Genomic DNA, 17228 nt, shown 5'->3' with positions numbered 1-17228 from the left:
CGATCCGCCGCCCCGGGCGGCATTCCCGGGGCGGCGCCCTCAGTCCAGCACCACGATCCTGCTGAGCACGACGTACCCGCCGAGCGCCCCCGCGCTGCCGGCGGCGGTCGCCGTGGTGAGGTTGACCACGAGGTCATAGGTGCCGGCGCTGAGCCGGCCGCGCATCGGGACCGAAGCGGTGTACCGGCCCGAGCCAGGGGTGAAGGTCAACTCCATGGGCGGAGAGGGATGCCGTGACTCACCGCCTCCCGGCCGGTCGGTGATGATCTCCAGCTTCCAGCAGCCCGCCAGCCAGTCGACCAGCTCACCGGTGACCTCCCAGCTCACGTCCACGGTCCAGCCCTCGCCCCGCCGCACGACCTTCGTGGGCTGAGCACCGGGATCGACCACCTGACCGTGCAGAGTCCCGGTCAGCTGCTCGGCCGGCACCTTCATCACGTGGAATTCCCCGGTCGCCATGTCGCTCTCCTCTCCGCGGGGCGGTGCCCCGTGCGAAGGTGCAGAGCGCCGCCGATGGCGGGGAAATACGCACCCTTCTGGTGATGGATGACGGACTTCTGGCCGTCCGTCTAGCGCAGGCGGACCGCGTCGGGGCCCAGCTCGGTGACGTCGCCGACGCCCAGCAGCTGCAGGGTGCGTACGAGCTCGGCGTGCAGCAGGTCGAGCACCCGGCGCACGCCCGGTTCGCCGCCCGCCATCAGCCCGTAGAGGTAGGCGCGGCCGATGAAGCAGGCCTTCGCGCCCAGCCCGACCGCGGCGGCCACGTCGGCGCCCGTGCGGACGCCCCCGTCGAGGAAGACCTCGGTGCGGTCGCCGACGGCGGCCACCACCGCGGGCAGCAGTTCCAGCGGCGTGGGGGCGCGGTCGAGCTGCCGCCCGCCGTGGTTGGACACGACGATGCCGTCCACTCCCACCGCGGCCAGCTCCTTGGCGTCGTCGACCCGCTGCACACCCTTGACCAGCAGCTTGCCCCGCCACGCCGACCGGATCCAGCCGAGGTCCCTGATCGTCACCGAGGGGTCGAACATCAGGTTCGTGATCCCCGCCAGGTCGTCGGGCGCGCCGTCCACGGTGGCGAACCTGAGCGGCTCGCTGGTCAGGAAGTCGAACCACCACGCCGGGTGCCGCACCGCCTGGAGCGCGCTGCGCCAGCGCAGGGACGGCGGGACGGTCAGGCCGTGCCGCACGTCGCGCAGCCGGGCCCCCGCCACGGGCACGTCCACGGTCACCACCAGCACGTCCATGCCCGCCTCCCGCGCCAGGGACAGGACGTCCAGGTTGCGGGCGCGGTCACGGACGACGTACAGCTGGAACCAGTTCCACCCGCCGGGGGCCGCGGCGGTCACGTCGCCGGCGCTGGTGGTGCCCATGGTGGACAGCGTGTACGGGACGCCCGCGCGTGCGGCGGCCCGCGCCACCGCCGGTTCGCCCTCGCGGTGCATCATGCGGGTGAAGCCGGTGGGGCCGAGCACGACCGGCATCGCGATCCGCCGCCCCAGGATCTCGACCGCGGTCGGGGCCTCGGCGACGTCCCGCAGCACGCGGGGACTGAACTCCACCCGCTCGAACGCCTCCAGCGCCCTGGCCATCGACCGCTCGCCCTCGGCCGCGCCGTCGACGTAGTCGAACACCATCCGCGGAGCCCGCCGCCTGGCCAGCAGCCGCAGGCCGGCCACGTCGGCGGCGCCCGCGATGCGCTGGGCCGCGGACCAGCGGGGCCGGCCGGGCATCACGGCCCGCAGCTCCCGCCAGCGGGGCAGGCGCCGCGGCTGCTTCGGTGTGGCGTCGATGACCAGGACGTTACCAAACGATCCTGGACGAACCGCGTACGGTGGGATGGTGATCGACGACTGGACCGCGCTCGCGGGCGGCTCGCCCGCGAGCCTCGCCACCGGGGCGGAACTGGTCGCCCGCTGGTCGGAGCCGCACCGCCGCTACCACACCCTCGGCCACCTGGCCGCCGTGCTCGCGGCCGCCGGCCGGCTGGCAGGAGACGCGGACGATCCCGCGGCGGTGCTGCTGGCTGCCTGGTTCCACGACGCCGTCTACGACGGCAGGCCGGGCTGGGACGAGGAGCGCAGCGCCCAGCTCGCGCAGTCGAGGCTGCCCAGGTGCGGCGTGCCCGCCGGCCGCGTCGCCGAGGTGGCCAGGCTGGTACGCCTGACGGCCGCCCACGCGCCGGCCGACGGGGACCGCGACGGCGCCGTCCTGTGCGACGCCGACCTCGCCGTCCTCGGCGGCCCGGACTACGCCGGCTACGCCGCGGCCGTCCGCGAGGAGTACGCCCACGTGCCCGACGATTTGTTCGCCAAGGGGCGCTCCGAGGTGCTGCGCCGGCTGCTGGCCGGGCCGTCCCTCTACCGGACGGCGCGGGCGCGCGAGTGGTGGGAGGAGGCCGCCCGCGCCAACCTGGCCGCCGAGCTAGCGGCGCTTGCGGCGGCGCAGGCCGGCGGCGACGAGCCGCTGTAGCAGCTCGCGGGAGCTGACCGCCTGGGCGCCCAGCGACACCGCGCGGGCGTGCACGGTCTCCGGCACGTCGTAGTGATCACGGTCGAACGCCCGCTCCGGCACCCCGAGCCGCAGCGCGAAGTCGTGCAGCTCCCGCAGCGAGCTGTCGCTGACCAGGTGCGACCACATGAGGCCGCGCGGCCCCGGCCAGTTGGGCGGGTCGATGAGGACGGTCACGACCCCAAGAATAGAAGGGCGCCGCGGCCGGGCCACCATGGGCGGCCGGGCCGGGCCCGCCGCCTCAGCGCCGGACGGGCAGGACCCGGCCGCGCACGGCCAGCTCGCCCAGGTCGGGCAGCACGATCTCGGCGCCGTGCACGTGCAGCTCGGCCGCGCCGCCGCCGTCCCTGGTGACCGCGATCACCAGCCCGAAGCCGCCTTTCCTGCCCGCCTCGACGCCGGGCAGCGCGGACTCGACCACCGCGGCCCTGGCGGCGGGCAGGTCGAGGCGGCGTACGGCCTCGAGGAACAGGGCGGGATCGGGCTTGCCCGGCAGGTTCATCAGGGCCGCGTCGTTGCCGTCGACCAGCAGGTCGAACAGGTGCGTGACGCCCGCCGCGGTCACCAGCCTGCGGCCGTGCAGGCTGGCCGACACGGCCGCCGTACGCGCTCCTCGCCGGCGCAGCTCGTGCAGCAGCGCGACCGTGGAGGGGAAGGCGGCCACGCCGTACTTGTCCACCTGGGCCATGAAGATCTGGTCCTTGGCCAGGCCGAGCCCGTGCACGGTCGGCGCGTCTGGCTCGTCGTCGGGCGCGCCCTCGGGCAGCGTGATGCCGCGCGCGGCCAGGAAGGTGCGGATGCCGTCGAGCCGGGGACGCCCGTCGACGTGGCGGAGGTAGTCGTCGCGGATGTCGAAGGGCGCCGAGCGGCCGCGCAGGAAGGCGTCGAAGACGTGCTTCCAGGCGGCCGCGTGCCCCCGGGCGGTGTCGGTCACCACGCCGTCGGTGTCGAACACGACGGCGCTGATCACGCCCAGGTCGATGACGGGCTCGTTCGCGCTGCGTTCGTTCACAGTGCGAACGTAACCGCTCTACCAGGCGACGGGTAGCTCCTTCACGCCGTAGACGATGGCGAGTTCCCTGAACGGCACCTCGCCCGCCACGCGCAGGCCGGGGAAGCGGCGCAGCAGCGCGGGGAAGGCGATGCGCATCTCCATCTGCGCCAGCGGCGCGCCGATGCAGCGGTGGATGCCGTGGCCGAACGCCATGTGCGAGCCCGCGACGTCGCGCCCGGGCCGGACGACGTCGATGTCGTCGCCCAGGCTGGGGTCGCGGTTGGCGCCGGTCAGCGAGCAGAGCACCATCTCGCCCTTCTTGATCGGCACGCCGTGCAGCTCCATGTCGTCGCGGGCGAACCGCGGGAAGGCGACCTGCACGACCGTCATGTAGCGCAGCAGTTCCTCGACGACGTCGTTGACGTAGCCGTCGACCTCGCGCACCTTGGCGGCCTGCTCGGGGTTGCGCAGCAGCCAGAGGGTGCCGAGCGCGAGCATGCTCGTACTGGTGTCGTGGCCGCCGGTCAGCAGGCCGTCGGCCATGCTGGCGAGAGTGCGGTCGTCGAGCTCGTCTCCGTGGTCGCGCAGCAACTGCCCGAGCAGCCCTTCGCCCGGCTGCCGGCGCTCCCTGGCCACGAGGTCGGTGAGGTACGCCATCGCGTCGTTGATCGCCTGCAGGGACGCCTCGGGTCCGGCGGTGAAGTCGAAGCGGTCCTTGCTGAGCTTCACGAAGTCGGCGCGCTCGTCGTACGGGACGCCGAGCAGCTCGCACACGACGAGGGACGGGATCGGCAGCGCGAACTCCTCGACCAGGTCGACCGGCATGCTCTCGGCGCCCTTGGCCTCGATGCGGTCGAGGGCCTCCTCGACCATGGCCTCGATCCGCGGCTCCAGCCTGCGCAGCCGCCGCATGGTGAACTCGGGCGTCAGGAACTTGCGCAGCCGGGTGTGCTCGGGCGGGTCACGGAAGCCGAGGCCGCCCGGGTCCTCCTGGTTGGACCCGAGCCCGACGACTCCGGCGAAGTCGTTGCTGAAGCGTTCGTGGTCGCCGAGGACGCCGCGCACGTCCTCCCAGCGGGTGACCAGGTAAACGGTCTGACCGCCGGGGATCTCCATCGGGAAGACGGGGTGCTCGGCCCGGATGCGGCCGAGCTCACCCACGGGATCGAACCCGTCACGCATGAACTGGACGAGAGGGAACTCGTTGTCTGCCATCGATATCCGTCCTGCTGGGATGCATCACACCATGTCGGGATAAACCCCTCCATAGATGGTCTCACCCGCAAAGGGGACTGTTGCCCTCCCAAAGGAGGAATTTGTCCTCGACCCGGTGGAGGTCGTCCTCACCCTACGGTCCCGCTCGCGGGCGGGACCGCTGCTCCCGGCGCTCACCTTTTGTGACCGCCGGGTCACCCGATCGTGGGCTGGACGGACCGTACGGACGGTGGCGGGGAGAGGGCTGCCGGGAGTGTCACCGATCGCCTCGAACCGGTTTTCCGGAGTCGATCAAGCGTCGGAACTGGGGGGAAAGCTGGGCAAAATGGGGCCGCAGATGCCGTTTGGCGTACAAGATGGCGACATTCTGCGATGATCTCGTCGCATAGAGCCGGAGCCAGAGCCCCCACGGATAGTGACTGATGCCGACATTCGAGGAAATAGCAGCCTTCGTCACAGAGAAGCCGCTCGCCACCGCTGTCATCGCGCTGCTCAGCCTTGCCGGGCTCGCGCTGGCGTTCCTGGTCATCAGGGTCGTCTGGCGCGCGGCCGCCTGGTTGTTCGCCCGATACGTGGCCCAGCGTCCCGTCGAGGACGTGCTGACCATCGTGGCCGCGTCCATCGCCACAGGCGTGTCGGCGCAGGGCATGTGGCGCTTCTCCGGCGACGTGCTGGGGCTCGACGGGCCGCTGCGGCTGCTGCTGTTCGCGTTCATCGAAGTCGCGATCATCACCTCCGCCGTGCGCGCCCGCCGCAACATGCGCGAGAACTTCTCCGCCGGGATCGACGGCATCGCCGTGTGGGCGCTGACCTGCCTCACCGCCGTCCTGTCCAGCATGGACGCGCGCAGCGTGCCCGAGGCGCTGTTCAGGCTGGCCGCCCCGCTGGTGGCCGCCTGGCTGTGGGAGCGCGGCATGGCCATCGAACGCCACCGCATCCGCGGCACCGGCCGCATCAACTGGCGGCTGACGCCCGAGCGGCTGATGGTCAGGATGGGCCTGGCCGAGGTCAGCGACCGTACGGCCAGCGAGGTCGACGCCCACCGCAGGCTGACCCGCGTCGCGCTGGCCGCCAAGCGGGCCAAGGCGCTGCGCGAGGGAGGGGCGTCCGAGCGGAAGATGCGCGGCGCGCTGAGCAAGCTCGACAAGGCCATGGACCAGGCCGTCGAGCACACCGGGCTGGCCGTGGACCAGGGCCGCCAGGAGGCCCTGCTGGCGCAGATCGCCGCCCTGTACAACACCTCCGCCCTCATCGACGCCGACCCCCGCGTCCCCTGGGAGCCGGAGGCCGACCACCGGCCGGTGCCCGCCCGCCCCGCCCTGCCGCCCGCGCTGGCCGAGCTCGTCGAGGACGAGGACGAGGACGTCGAGGTGCTCGACGCCACCCCGCAGGTGGTCAGCACGGCCGAGCGGGCCGCCCTGATGCGGGCCGCGCGCGACTACTGGGACCGGCAGATCGCCAAGGGCATCGTGCCGCGCACCGTCGACATCGCCCAGGAGATCGGCATCTCGCTGGCCACGGCGCGCGAGTATCGTGCTCTCTGGAAGCTGGAGCCGCAGGCGCACGCCCTCATCGAGGCTCTGTACCACCAGCACGGCATCGTCGACACAGGCGCCTTCCCCGCCCTGGGGGCCGACGGGAGGGTGCTGACGAAGTCCTGAGGCGTCGTTGGAGGAGCACCGTTGCGGGAGCGCACGCTGGAGCGCGTCAGGAAACTCCTGGCCAAGGCCGAACGCACCGACAACGAGCACGAGCGGGCGACGTTCATGGCGGCCGCGTCGGCGCTCATGGCCAGGCACGGCATCGACGCGCTTCCTCCCGCGGGCACCCGCCAGACGCCCGGCGACCGCATCGTCTCCCTGCCCCACCCGTGGGCCAGGGAGAAGGCCCGCCTCGTGAGCCTGGTCGCCCAGGCGGTGCGGTGCCGGCCCCTGCTCATCGGGCGGGGTGAGGGCGGGCAGCGGGTGCACGTGTTCGGGTTCGCCGCCGACCTCGAACGCGCCGACCTGCTGGCCACCTCGCTGCTGCTCCAGATGGCCTCGGGGCTCGCACGCGTACGGCTTCCCGAGGGGGTCACGGCCGTGCGGGCCTACCGGCGGTCGTGGTTGCTCGGGTTCACCGACGAGGTGTACCGGCTGCTGTGCGAGGCCGAGTCCCGCGCCGAGGCCGAGTCCGCCGGCACCGGGACGGCGGTGGTGCTGGCCGACCGGAGGGCCGAGGTGGAGCGGGTGGTGGCGGCCCGCTACCCGGACATCCGGATGAGCGTGCCCAGGACGAGCGGCACCGGCTACCGCGACGGGGTCGCCGCGGGCCGCCACGCGGACATCGGCCGCACCGGCATGAGCACCGCCACCGCCCCCGAGCTCGTCCGCTGACCCCACCCACCACTCGGAGCAAGCGCTTGGGGTAAGCCCTTTCCGCAGATCCGTTTGGGCGGGCTCACCGCGGGCATAAGCGCGCACGGAACGCAGGATCCGCGGAAGCGAGACAGGTCACCGTGAACGCATCCTCCCGTCTCATCACCGCCGACCAGCTACGCGATCTCGCCCGCGACCTCCTGACCGCCGCACGGGTCCCCGCCGACACGGCGGCGACGGTCTCCGCCTCCCTGGTCGAGGCCGACCTCGCCGGGCACGGCTCGCATGGCGTGCGCCGGCTCGTGCCGTACGTCGACAGCATCGAGGCCGGTGTGATCGTGCCGGACGCCCGCCCCGGCGTCGTCTCGCGCCGTGGCGCGACCGCCGTCGTGTCGGGGCGGCGCGGCTTCGGGCAGGCCGCCGCCCGGCTGGCCACCGCCGAGGCCGCGCGGCTCGCCGCCGAGCACGGCGCCGGCGTGGTCGCCATCAGGGAGTGCAACCACGTCGGCAGGCTCGGCGAGTACGCCGGGACGCTGGCCGCCCGGGGACTCGTCGCCCAGGTGGTCGGCAACGCCGACCCGACCGTCGCCCCGTACGGCGGGCGCCGCAGGATGCTCGGCACCAACCCCATGGCCTGGGCCGTGCCCCGGGCAGGGGGCGCGGCCGTGGTCATGGACTGGGCGACGGCCGCCATGGCCGAAGGGAAGCTGGGCCTGCTGCTCGCCGGCGGCTCGAAGGCACCCGAGGGGGTGGTCGTCGATCCCGAGGGCCGCCCTTCCACCGACCCGGCCGACTTCTACCGGGGCGGGGCGCTGCTGCCGTTCGGCGGCCACAAGGGGTACGGCCTGAGCGTCCTCATCGAGCTGGTCGGCGGCCTGCTCACCGGCACCGGCACCGCCTGCTCACCCGGGTACGACGGCACGTTCGGCACGGTGATCACCGCGGTGGACCTGTCCGCGTTCGTCCCCCTGGACGACTACGTCGCCCAGGTCGAATCCTTCTGCGAAGCCCTGCGCGCATCGGGCCCCGGCGTGGTCGTTCCGGGGGAGCCGGAGGCCGAGGCGCGCGCGACGCGGCTGAAGGAGGGGATCCCCGTGCCCGCGCCCGTCTGGGCCGAGCTGGGCGCCCTCGCCGCACGGCTCGGCGTTCCGCAGCCGTGAGCTCCGCGGCCCGCCACACCCTGAGCCCCTGGAGGTCAGATGTCCGCCCCCACACCCGAGCTGAAGCGCGTCGTCGCGGGCGCCCTCGTGGGCACCGCACTGGAGTGGTACGACTTCTTCATCTACGGCACCGCCGCCGCGCTCGTCTTCAACCAGCTGTTCTTCACCGAGGCCGATCCAGCGGCGGGCACGATCGCCGCGTTCGCCACGTTCGGCGTGGGATTCGTGGTCAGGCCCTTCGGCGGCATCCTGTTCGGCCACCTCGGCGACAAGATCGGCCGCCGCTCGACCCTGATCATCACCACCCTGATCATGGGCGTGTCGACCGGGCTCATCGGCCTGCTGCCCACCTACCCGTCGATCGGCGTGTGGGCGCCCATCCTGCTCACCCTGCTGCGGGTCTGCCAAGGGCTGGGCGCGGGCGCCGAGTTCGGCGGCGCGGCGACGCTGCTCGCCGAGCACGCCCCGCAGGGCAGGCGCGGCTACTACGCCTCCTACGCGCAGACCGGCGTGCAGATCGGGCTGGTGCTCGGCACCTCGGCGTTCCTGCTCGTGCAGCTCCTGCCGCAGCAGGACATCCTCTCGTGGGGCTGGCGGGTGCCGTTCCTCGTGAGCTTCGCGCTGATCGGGGTGGCGCTGTACGTGCGGCTGCGGGTGGCCGAGTCGCCGGTGTTCCGCGAGATGGAACGGAACCGCGAGATCGTCAGGCTGCCGATCAAGGACGCCGTGGCCCGCCACCCGCGCAACTTCCTCGTCGGCGTCGGGGCGCACATCTGCGACACGGCCGTGGTCTACACGCTGGCCACGTTCAGCGTCGCGTACGCCACCGGCCGGCTCGGCCTGGACAGCCACACGGCGCTGCTGGGGGTGATCTTCTTCGGGCTGACCGTCATCGTGCTGCAGCCGATCTACGGCCATCTGTCGGACCGGGTGGGGCGGCGCCCGCTCAACCTGTTCAGCGTGGTGTTCGTCGCGGTGTTCGCCTTCCCGTACTTTCTCATGGTCGACACCGGCGTGCCCTGGCTCGTGTGGCTGGCGATGATGATCATGGGGGCGTTCGGGTTCGCCCCGCAGGTCGCGGTGCAGCCGGTGTTCTACGCCGAGCTGTTCGGGGCGCGGGTGCGCTACACCGGGTTCGCGGCCTCGCGCGAGCTGGGCGCGGCGGTGGCCGGGTTCTCGCCGCTGATCGGCGCGGCGCTCGCGGCTCAGCTGGGCGGGGCGCCGTGGCTGGTCGCGGCGTTTCTCGTCGGAACCGCGGCGATCTCGTTCGCGGCCTTCCACGCCTCGGTCGAGAGCAAGGACATGGACATCACCGCCTTCGACCCCCTGCGCCGGCGACCGGTCGGGGAGTGAGGGACCGGCACGGACACCGACGGCGGTGTCGCCGGCCGTGCGGGCCTGCCGACGGCGGCGGTTCATGGCATGCTCGCCGCGCGTATGGCGTCAGAGGTGACCTGCCCTCGGCCGCTTCAGCGGGTGGGTCTGACCAGGCCGCTGTCGTAGGTCAGCACGACCGCCTGGGCCCGGCTGGTCAGGCCCAGTTTGGCCATCACGCGGTTGAGATGGGTCTTGATCGTGCCCTCGCTCACCGACAGCCGTTCGGCGATCTCCTTGTTGGACAGGGCGTGCCCCACCAGGCGCAGCACCTCTGTCTCGCGGGCGGTCAGGGCGTGGAGCGGCGCGGCGGGTGCGGACGGGACGATGAACGCCTCGATCAGACGTCTGGTGACGTTGGGAGCCAGGAGCACGTCGCCCGCGGCGACGACGTGGATGGCGGAGATGATCCGCTCTGGAGCGGTGTCCTTCAGGAGGAAGCCGCTGGCGCCCAGGCGCAACGCGTTGTAGATGTACTCGTCCAGGTTGAACGTGGTCAGGATGAGTACCTTGGGCGGCGGTCCTTCACCCGCCAGGATGTGTTCCAGGGCGGTGATGCCGTCCATGCCGGGCATACGGATGTCCATGAGGATCACCTCGGGCCTGAGCTCGGCGGCCATGCGTACGGCTTGTTCACCGTCGGCTGCCTCGCCCACCACGTTCAGCCCTGCGGCCCGCAGCAGTGAGGCGAGGCCGGCTCGGATCAGCACCTGATCGTCCACCACCATGACGTCGACCATCGCCCCGCCTCAGGTCAGTGGGCCCTCCTCAGAAGGGAAGAGCGGGAAAGTCGCAAGCACATCGAACCCTCCCCCCGGAGGCGATCCCGCGTGGATCACTCCCCCGTAGAGGGTGACACGTTCTGTCATACCGATCAACCCATGTCCATCAGGTCGAGCGCCGGGCATCGCCCCCGGGCCGTCGTCGGTGACACGCAGGTTCAGCGCGTCGGTCTCGTACGTCAGGCGGATGTCCACGTGCGCGGGCCCGGCGTGTTTGAGGACATTGGTCAGTGACTCCTGGACGATGCGGTAGGCGCACAGGTCCAGTCCAGGAGGGAGCGCCCTCGGCTCCCCGTCGACGGTCAAGCGTATGGTGAGCCCGGCTGCGCGCATACGCTCGACCAGAGCGTCCAGGCTGCGCAGCCCGGGCATCGTCGTGTACGGCGTTTCGTCATCATGGTCGGGGGCCTCCGGGCGCAGGATCGAGAGCAGACGCCGTACTTCGGCCAGCGCTTCGTGGCTGGCGTCGGCGATGACGCCCAGCGTGGTGTGCGCGGTGGCCGGGTCCGACAGGGCGACGTAACGGCCGAGCCCGGCCTGCACGGAGATGACTGACATGTGGTGGGCGACGACGTCGTGTAACTCGCGGGCTATGCGTACGCGCTCGTAGACGACTGCTCGTCGAGCGGCGGCGTCGCGTTCCTCGGCAAGTTGCCTGCCGCGCTCGACCAGCAGGTGCACGACGATTCCTGTGCTGACCGCCCAGACTGCCACGATGATCGACTGGCCCAGCGCCGACCACAGCGCCACACCGGGCTGGCCGGCCGAGCTGTGCGTCCACTCGGCGATCACCAGCACCGCCCCCACCCCGGTGGCCTTCCGGGAGGCATGCGCGGCCACGGAGTAAAGCGCCACCAGCGGGCCGATGCTGTTGAGCCCCAGGTGGTAGCCCAGGAAGTGATACGTCAGCGACGCTCCCACCGAGACGATCAGGACCGTGAACGGGGCTCGCCTGCGCCATGTCAGCGGGGCGTTCACCAGCACGGTCAGTGTCATGGACAGGGGCGTGGGCGGGTGTCCCTTGCCCTGCTCGAGGGTTTCCCATGCCCAGCTGCCGACGACGAGCGCGGTCGCGAGCGTGCCGTCGAGCAGCCGGGAGTCCAGCGCGGACAACTGCCGGGCGAGGAGCACGAGGCTTATGCGCAAGGCTCACACCGGTGCCGCGAGCGAGCAAGGGTCATGGGTCTGGTCTCCGGCGAAGAGATCCTCGTGACGCCACGATGCACTGTTGGGGCAACCGTTGCAACAGTCGCGTACACAGGGGGTTCCGCTCGTGGCCCCGGGGCGCGCAGGGGCGTGGCCGACGGGAGATCGGCCTGGTCGTTCGCCGCGCCACGGGGGGTCAGGACAGGTTCCACACGTGCCAGGCGTCGATCTCGACCCGGGCGCTCACCCGCGGTCGCTCGCGGTCGCCGTACGGCACGCCCATGTAATGACGTGAGATACGGTCGATGTCCTCCAGCCCTTGATCATCCGTCAGGGACACCATGCGCCCTCGAAGACTGATGTGCCGGTACCAGCTGTCGGCGTCCAGGACGGTCAGTGAGACCCGGGGGTCGGCACGCAGATAGTCCAGCCGCTTGCGCTGGGCATCCATACTGACCAGGAGGTTACCGCTCTCCCACAGGTACCAGGTGGCCACGGAGACGGGCGCGCCGTCCGGGCGGATCGTGCTGATCACGCAGGGGTTCGGCCGTGTCAGGGCTGAGACGAGGTGCTCGGGCAGATCCGTGCGAGGCATGAGCGAGGAAGACCTTTCACTGGTGTCGGCGCGGGCGAAGGGCGTCCACGTCACGGTGTGTACGCCTCGGCCTGGAGCTTGAACAGCGACGCGTAGAGGCCGCCGAGATCCATGAGCTCCGGGTGCGTCCCGCTCTCGGCGAGGCGTCCGCCGGCCAAGACGTAGATCCTGTCCGCCATGAGGACGCTGGTGAGCCGGTGAGTGATCAGGACGGTGGTCTGTGGGGCGGCGGGATCCGTCTCGGCGAAGTGGCGGATGGACTCGAAGAACGCGTGCTCGGCTCGCGGGTCGAGGGCGGCGGTGGGCTCGTCGCAGAGGAGGAGGGGAGCGCGGCGACAGAACCCGCGGGCTGCGGCCACTCGTTGCCACTGCCCCCCGCTGAGCTCGTGGCCCGTCTTGAACCGTGGATCGAGCAGGGTGTCGTACCCTTCAGGCAGTTCCTCGATGGTGCGGTGGATCCCGGCGAGTTCGGCTGCGCCGATGACTGCGTCGTCGTCAATGTCCACCCCGGCGGTGATGTTCTGCCGGGCGGTGAGCGGCCACGGGGTGTGATCTTGAGGGATCATCGCGATCTTCTCCCGTACGGCATCGCGGTCGAGCAGGGTCATCGGGGCCCCATCCCATAGGACGGTGCCGGAGCCGGGTTCGTACAGACCAGCGATGATCTTCGCCAGCGTGGTCTTGCCCGAGCCGTTCTCGCCGACCAAGGCTATGACCTCGCCCTTTCCGATCTTGAGCGAGATGTCCCTCAGCGCGGCCCTCTCCGCACCGGGGTAGGTGAAGGAGACCTCGTGCAGTTCGACACCGGCGAATTCCGGTGCCGGCAGGTCGAGGCGGTGTTGCGACGTACGGTGTTCGGCTTCCTTGCAGAAATCCAGGTAGTCGGAGAAGTAGAGGCCCTCGTCGTAGACGTCGTTCGCCGCGCCGACCAGCGCGGACAACGACGACCTGCCCATGCGGATGGCCAGGATCGTCCCCCCTGCGATCGCCAGGGGAACGGCTCCTGCCATGAGCAGCACACCCAGGGCGGCATAGACGAGCACGGCCACGACGCCGTTCGCCGCCTCTCCAGCGAACCGGGCGAGTGCCTGGCGACGGGCCAGATCGACATGCGCGTTCTCGGACAGACGGGCGACGTCGTCGTACTGCTTGAGCAGGAAGTCCCGCATGCCGAAAGCGCGGATCTCCGGAGCCGGACGGCGGTCGGCCATGAGATCCGAGAGGATCCATTGCCGTCGCATGCTGGTCGACAGCTTGTAGATGACCTGGTACTGCATGCGAGCTGAGTGGGCTGTCGCCCAGCCGGCCGGCAGCACGCTGACCAGGAGCAGAGGGAGGAGAACCGGGTGAAGGACGGCCAGCGTGCCCGCTGCCGCGGCGATGCCTGCGGCTGACGTGATCAGCCCGACGCCTGCGTCCACCACCAACGCAGCTCCCCGTGCGCCGCGGCTGCGGGCTCGTTGCATGGCGTCGTAGAAGTCGGCGTCGTCCATCGCTCGGAGGGCGACGGCCGTGGTGAGTTCGAACAGGCGGCGCTCGGCCAGCCGGTCCACTCTCGGCTTGAGCCTGGACTGCGTCCACGCGGCAGCCGATTGCAGGAGCGAACGCGCGGTCAGTGCCGCGGCCACTCCGATCAATGCGGGCATGGCCGCGCGGAGCCTGTCCGGTGCGGGGCCGCCGGTGAGAAGGGCGTCAAGGGCACCTGTGGTGGCGAGCAGCCCAACCGCGCCGAGGAGGCCCACGATCACATTGAGCCCGATGGTCGCGGCGGTGTCGGCCGGGGAGGCCTTCCACGCCAGCTTGAGGGCCGTCCCCACGAGGGCGGGCAGTCGCCTGACGATCGTGCTGAGCCTTGTCCGGGGCAGGGCCTCCTCGTGGTACCAGAGAGAGTGGGGTGCGAGTTCGACGGCGCCGACGTCCTTCGGTGCTTCCTGCCCCGGCGCGCCGTCGACGTCTTCTTGCTGTGGCGTGGTCGCAGCCTGCGAGGGTTCATGTGGCACGTTCGCTGCCTTCCTCTCTCCTCCGCACAAGCCGCCCGCAGTGCTAGTCCGACACGCCGGACAGGTAGTCGGCCATGGCCGAGGCCAGGTTCAGGCCGGGTGTCTCGTCGTCGAGCCAGGCGAACTGGCCGGCGGGGTTCACCTCCAGGAAGTAGTGCTCGCCGGCGCGGTCGACCGCGACGTCGATCGCACCGTAGACGAGCTCGAAGGTGTCCATCAGCCGTCTGATCCGCTCCTCGATCTCGTCGGGGAGCGTGACCTGCGTGTATCGGCTGGTGCCCCGGAAGTTCCGGGAGTCGACGTGCGGCTCGCCGTCGTCGTTCCTGTTGTCGACGCGGACGGCGAAGATCTTCTTGCCTATGACGGTGATCCGCAGTTCGTACGCCTTGTCGATCAGCTCCTGGAAAATGCACGGAGAATAGCGCACCCGTGGCAGGATGTCCGGCGGAATGTCGGGCAGGGCAGTGGTGAGCAGCCCTCGTGGCCAGCCGCCGGGCTGATGGAGAAGACCGCTGTTGAGCGCCTTGTAGACGATGGCCCCGCCACATTCGCGGTGAAAAGGAGGGACCTCTTCCGGGTCGTTGGTGATGAGTGTCCTCGGGATTCGCAGCCCTGCCTCGCGCGCGACCTTCAGCTGGAGCGGCTTGTAGTGCGCCCGCAGCTCGAAGGCCGGAAGATTCATCCATCGTGCGGGAAGCGCGGTGAACACCCCGCCCATGGCATGGGCGCTTTCTTTTACCGCGAATTCCTGGTGCGCCTTCCCCAAGGAAGGGTCGGCGGTGAAGGGCGTCGGACGGCGATACCAGACAGAGGTGACCTCTTCGAGGCGGAGCGATCGATGACCATGCGTCGTGTCCACAAGCGTCGAGTGCCAGCCGGCGTCGGTGGACTGGTAGGTCAGCGTCGAATTCTGCGGGAAGTAGCTGGTGTCGTAGCGGAAAACCGCCACGTCGCGCTCGCTGAGAATTTTGACCACACTGTCGGCGGTGACATCGAATTCTTGGGTCAGCACAAGCACGATCGGGTCGGGCATTACTATTGCCACCCATCGTCGACGTTGTTGTCGAATCCCCAGAAGTAGCCACACGTTCCCCTGAAGCAGAACGTCAAGGCGGAACGGATCTGCGTGGAGTCGTGCGAGCTCGTCCAGATCTGGGCCTCGGGGTCGTAGCTGTGCCCCGCGATCTCGTCCTCCATCGAGTGGAACTGCGTGATCATGTTCACGTCGAGGGTTCCGTCGAGTTCGAAGGCGTAGCCGAAGGGCTTCGAGTCGTCGGACACTCCGGCTTTCAGCTCGTCGGCCTCTCGGGTGTCCTTGAGCTCCTCCTCCAGATCGAGGAATGAGCGGGACGCCCCGAAATTCTCCTTGATCAGCTCGCGGTCGAAGAAGTCGCCGATGGTCGTGGTCGCTGACATGGTGTATTTCCTCTCTGTTGCCCCGCTCACTGTGGGCGGGGAGCGTCGAAGGTGACAGGGAGCGAGGTCAGCCCTCTGGTGGCGCCGTTGTTCGCGTAGACGAGTTCCTCGGCGGGAACGGCCAGGCGCAATGTCGGTACGCGCCCGGCGAACTGCTGGACCATGACCTGCAGTTGCATTCTGGCCAGACTCGCGCCCAGGCAATGGTGGTGGCCGTAGCCGAAGGCCATGTGTGGGTTGGGTGAGCGGTGAATGTCGAATGCGTCCGGATCGAGAAAGCGGCTCTCGTCGCGATTGGCGGAGGCGATGGACGGGACGACCGTCGCCCCCTTGGGGATGGTGCCCGAAGGCAGCGCGACGTCCTCGGTGGCGACACGAGGCTGTCCGCCCTCACCTGGAATATCCAGCCGGAGTAGTTCTTCCACGGCGGACGGCACCCGGGAGGGGTCGCTGAGCAGGCTGAACTGGTCCGGGTGGCGCAGGAGCGTGCATGCCGCTCTGGCCATCATGGCGACCGCGGTCCCGTGCCCCACTGTGACGATCGCGTAGATCAGGCCGTGCAGTTCCTCTTCGGTGAGCCTGCCTTCCTCCTCGCGCGCGTTCGCCAGGACGCCGACAAGGCCTCGCCCGGATCTGGCCGACCGTGCCTTCATGAGCAACGCGATCACATGTTTGTTGAACTCGCCGGCCTGCTTCATGCGTTCGGCCAGAGTGAGTGAACTGGTGAACATGAAGCTGCCGAAGTGCCTGATGACCTCTTCGCGGCCGTGGTCGGGCGTACCGAGGATGTCCAGAAGAAGGTGGGCGGAGAACGGTGCCGCGAATTCCTCGATGAAGTCGGCCGGAGGCGCTGCCATATCGTCGATGAGGTCGTTCGCGAGCCGGAGGGCGCGAGGACGAAGCTCTTCTATTCGGGCGGGCGTGAACAATCCGATGACGATGCGCCGCAAGCGCGTATGGTCCGGGGGATCCGTATTCATCAAGGAACCCACCATGCGCAGAGGTGCGCTGCGGGCGAGCGCCAATGGCGCGTCCGCATGCCCGAGCTGCAACGCCTCGACGCTGAAGGAGGCACTGCCCAGCATGGCGCGGACATCGTCATAGCGGACGGCCAGGACCACCTCGTCCGTCGTGGGAAAGATCACGCGCCCCAGGGGGTCGTCCGCCTGACGTCTCCTGTGCTCTGGCGGAGGAGCGCCGAAAGGGCCAGGCTCGAAGGGAAAATTCCTGGTTCGACTCATGTGAGCTCGTCTCCTCGCTCGGCTGGACGGCTCTGCGGGCGATACGGCAGGCAAGCGCGACCAGGCATGGTGCCGGCAAGCCTCGACGCGAATCCGGCTCCTCGCGGTCGCCGGCACCGAACGGGTTCGTCGCCATCGGCCGTCGGATCAGACCGGCCCAGCTCATTCACGTTGGCTTGCTTGCGAACTGCTACGTTCGTGACGATGAAACCACGGTGGCCTGATGCCGTAGTCAATCGGAGGGCTGAATTCGGCGGTAAACTTTTGCAGCAGTCACTGAGCCGTCTCCGACCGGCGGTATAGACGGTGTCAGTCGCCGGGCAACTGTGATGCGTTCGCTGACGGCAGCAGTCCCGGTGCGCCGATGAATTCGTGACGCGCCGGCCGCCGCTCGTGGGCCGGGCCGGGAGCTCCTGCCCCGGGAGTCACGGCGCCTGCGA

Annotated in this window: 17 protein-coding genes; 5 read left to right on the top strand and 12 right to left on the bottom strand. The window is 70.2% G+C overall.

Annotation, left to right across the window (positions count from 1 at the left end):
* Positions 1–39 precede the first annotated feature (39 nt).
* Both ACZ6SA_RS26040 and ACZ6SA_RS26035 read right to left on the bottom strand, forming a co-directional pair.
* The gene (locus tag ACZ6SA_RS26040; protein WP_465830957.1) at positions 40–459 is read right to left on the bottom strand and encodes a hypothetical protein; all 420 of its coding nucleotides are present in this window, start codon (positions 457–459) and stop codon (positions 40–42) included.
* Positions 460–569: 110 nt separating this feature from the next.
* Positions 570–1892 carry an alpha-hydroxy acid oxidase gene (locus tag ACZ6SA_RS26035; protein WP_465830955.1) on the bottom strand — a complete coding sequence of 441 codons (1323 nt, stop codon included), beginning with the start codon at positions 1890–1892 and terminating at the stop codon, positions 570–572.
* Between ACZ6SA_RS26035 and ACZ6SA_RS26030 the strand changes: the two genes are divergently transcribed.
* Positions 1840–2469 (top strand): HD domain-containing protein, encoded by a 630-nt coding sequence (locus tag ACZ6SA_RS26030; RefSeq protein WP_347648954.1) that lies wholly within the window; start codon positions 1840–1842, stop codon positions 2467–2469. The genes ACZ6SA_RS26035 and ACZ6SA_RS26030 overlap by 53 nt on opposite strands.
* On the opposite strand, the gene ACZ6SA_RS26025 is transcribed toward ACZ6SA_RS26030, so the two are convergent.
* From ACZ6SA_RS26025 to ACZ6SA_RS26015, 3 genes are all read right to left on the bottom strand, one after another.
* A complete protein-coding gene (locus ACZ6SA_RS26025) occupies positions 2422–2685 on the bottom strand; it encodes a DUF4031 domain-containing protein (RefSeq protein ID WP_347648953.1) in 264 nt (87 codons plus the stop codon). The two genes, ACZ6SA_RS26030 and ACZ6SA_RS26025, sit on opposite strands and share 48 nt — an antisense overlap.
* 64 nt (positions 2686–2749) lie before the next feature.
* Positions 2750–3520, bottom strand: a complete 771-nt coding sequence (locus ACZ6SA_RS26020) for an HAD family hydrolase (RefSeq protein WP_465830952.1) — start codon at positions 3518–3520, stop codon at positions 2750–2752.
* Between the two features lie 18 nt (positions 3521–3538).
* Positions 3539–4717, bottom strand: coding sequence for a cytochrome P450 (locus tag ACZ6SA_RS26015; protein WP_347648951.1), 1179 nt, complete (start codon positions 4715–4717; stop codon positions 3539–3541).
* A 422-nt stretch (positions 4718–5139) separates the two neighbouring features.
* On the opposite strand from ACZ6SA_RS26015, the gene ACZ6SA_RS26010 reads away from it, so the two are divergent.
* From ACZ6SA_RS26010 to ACZ6SA_RS25995, 4 genes are all read left to right on the top strand, one after another.
* Positions 5140–6378: a hypothetical protein gene (locus ACZ6SA_RS26010; RefSeq protein ID WP_347648950.1), complete on the top strand. Its 1239-nt coding sequence runs from the start codon at positions 5140–5142 to the stop codon at positions 6376–6378.
* Between the two features lie 21 nt (positions 6379–6399).
* Complete coding sequence (locus ACZ6SA_RS26005) at positions 6400–7092, top strand: DUF2786 domain-containing protein (RefSeq protein WP_465830949.1); 693 nt, start codon at positions 6400–6402, stop codon at positions 7090–7092.
* Positions 7093–7214: 122 nt separating this feature from the next.
* Positions 7215–8234, top strand: coding sequence for an Ldh family oxidoreductase (locus tag ACZ6SA_RS26000; RefSeq protein ID WP_465830947.1), 1020 nt, complete (start codon positions 7215–7217; stop codon positions 8232–8234).
* A 39-nt stretch (positions 8235–8273) separates the two neighbouring features.
* The gene (locus tag ACZ6SA_RS25995) at positions 8274–9587 is read left to right on the top strand and encodes an MFS transporter (RefSeq protein ID WP_465830945.1); all 1314 of its coding nucleotides are present in this window, start codon (positions 8274–8276) and stop codon (positions 9585–9587) included.
* 116 nt (positions 9588–9703) lie between these two features.
* Here ACZ6SA_RS25995 and ACZ6SA_RS25990 read toward each other — a convergent pair whose 3' ends face one another.
* The 7 genes from ACZ6SA_RS25990 to ACZ6SA_RS25960 all read right to left on the bottom strand — a co-directional run bounded on the left by ACZ6SA_RS25990 (position 9704) and on the right by ACZ6SA_RS25960 (position 16692).
* A complete protein-coding gene (locus tag ACZ6SA_RS25990) occupies positions 9704–10348 on the bottom strand; it encodes a response regulator transcription factor (RefSeq protein WP_347648946.1) in 645 nt (214 codons plus the stop codon).
* Between the two features lie 9 nt (positions 10349–10357).
* Positions 10358–11536: a sensor histidine kinase gene (locus ACZ6SA_RS25985; RefSeq protein ID WP_347648945.1), complete on the bottom strand. Its 1179-nt coding sequence runs from the start codon at positions 11534–11536 to the stop codon at positions 10358–10360.
* A 196-nt stretch (positions 11537–11732) separates the two neighbouring features.
* Entirely contained in the window at positions 11733–12131 is a 399-nt protein-coding gene (locus ACZ6SA_RS25980) for a PPOX class F420-dependent oxidoreductase (RefSeq protein ID WP_443154134.1), read from the bottom strand.
* A 50-nt stretch (positions 12132–12181) separates the two neighbouring features.
* Positions 12182–14131, bottom strand: coding sequence for an ABC transporter ATP-binding protein (locus ACZ6SA_RS25975; RefSeq protein ID WP_465830942.1), 1950 nt, complete (start codon positions 14129–14131; stop codon positions 12182–12184).
* Positions 14132–14174: 43 nt separating this feature from the next.
* Positions 14175–15164, bottom strand: coding sequence for an MvdC/MvdD family ATP grasp protein (locus ACZ6SA_RS25970; RefSeq protein ID WP_347648942.1), 990 nt, complete (start codon positions 15162–15164; stop codon positions 14175–14177).
* A gap of 2 nt (positions 15165–15166) precedes the next feature.
* Positions 15167–15547, bottom strand: coding sequence for a hypothetical protein (locus ACZ6SA_RS25965; RefSeq protein WP_347648941.1), 381 nt, complete (start codon positions 15545–15547; stop codon positions 15167–15169).
* A gap of 26 nt (positions 15548–15573) precedes the next feature.
* Complete coding sequence (locus ACZ6SA_RS25960) at positions 15574–16692, bottom strand: cytochrome P450 (RefSeq protein ID WP_347648940.1); 1119 nt, start codon at positions 16690–16692, stop codon at positions 15574–15576.
* Positions 16693–17228: the final 536 nt, after the last annotated feature.

The organism is Nonomuraea sp. NPDC049378 (assembly GCF_055586745.1).
This window is presented reverse-complemented; position numbering and strand designations above follow the sequence as displayed.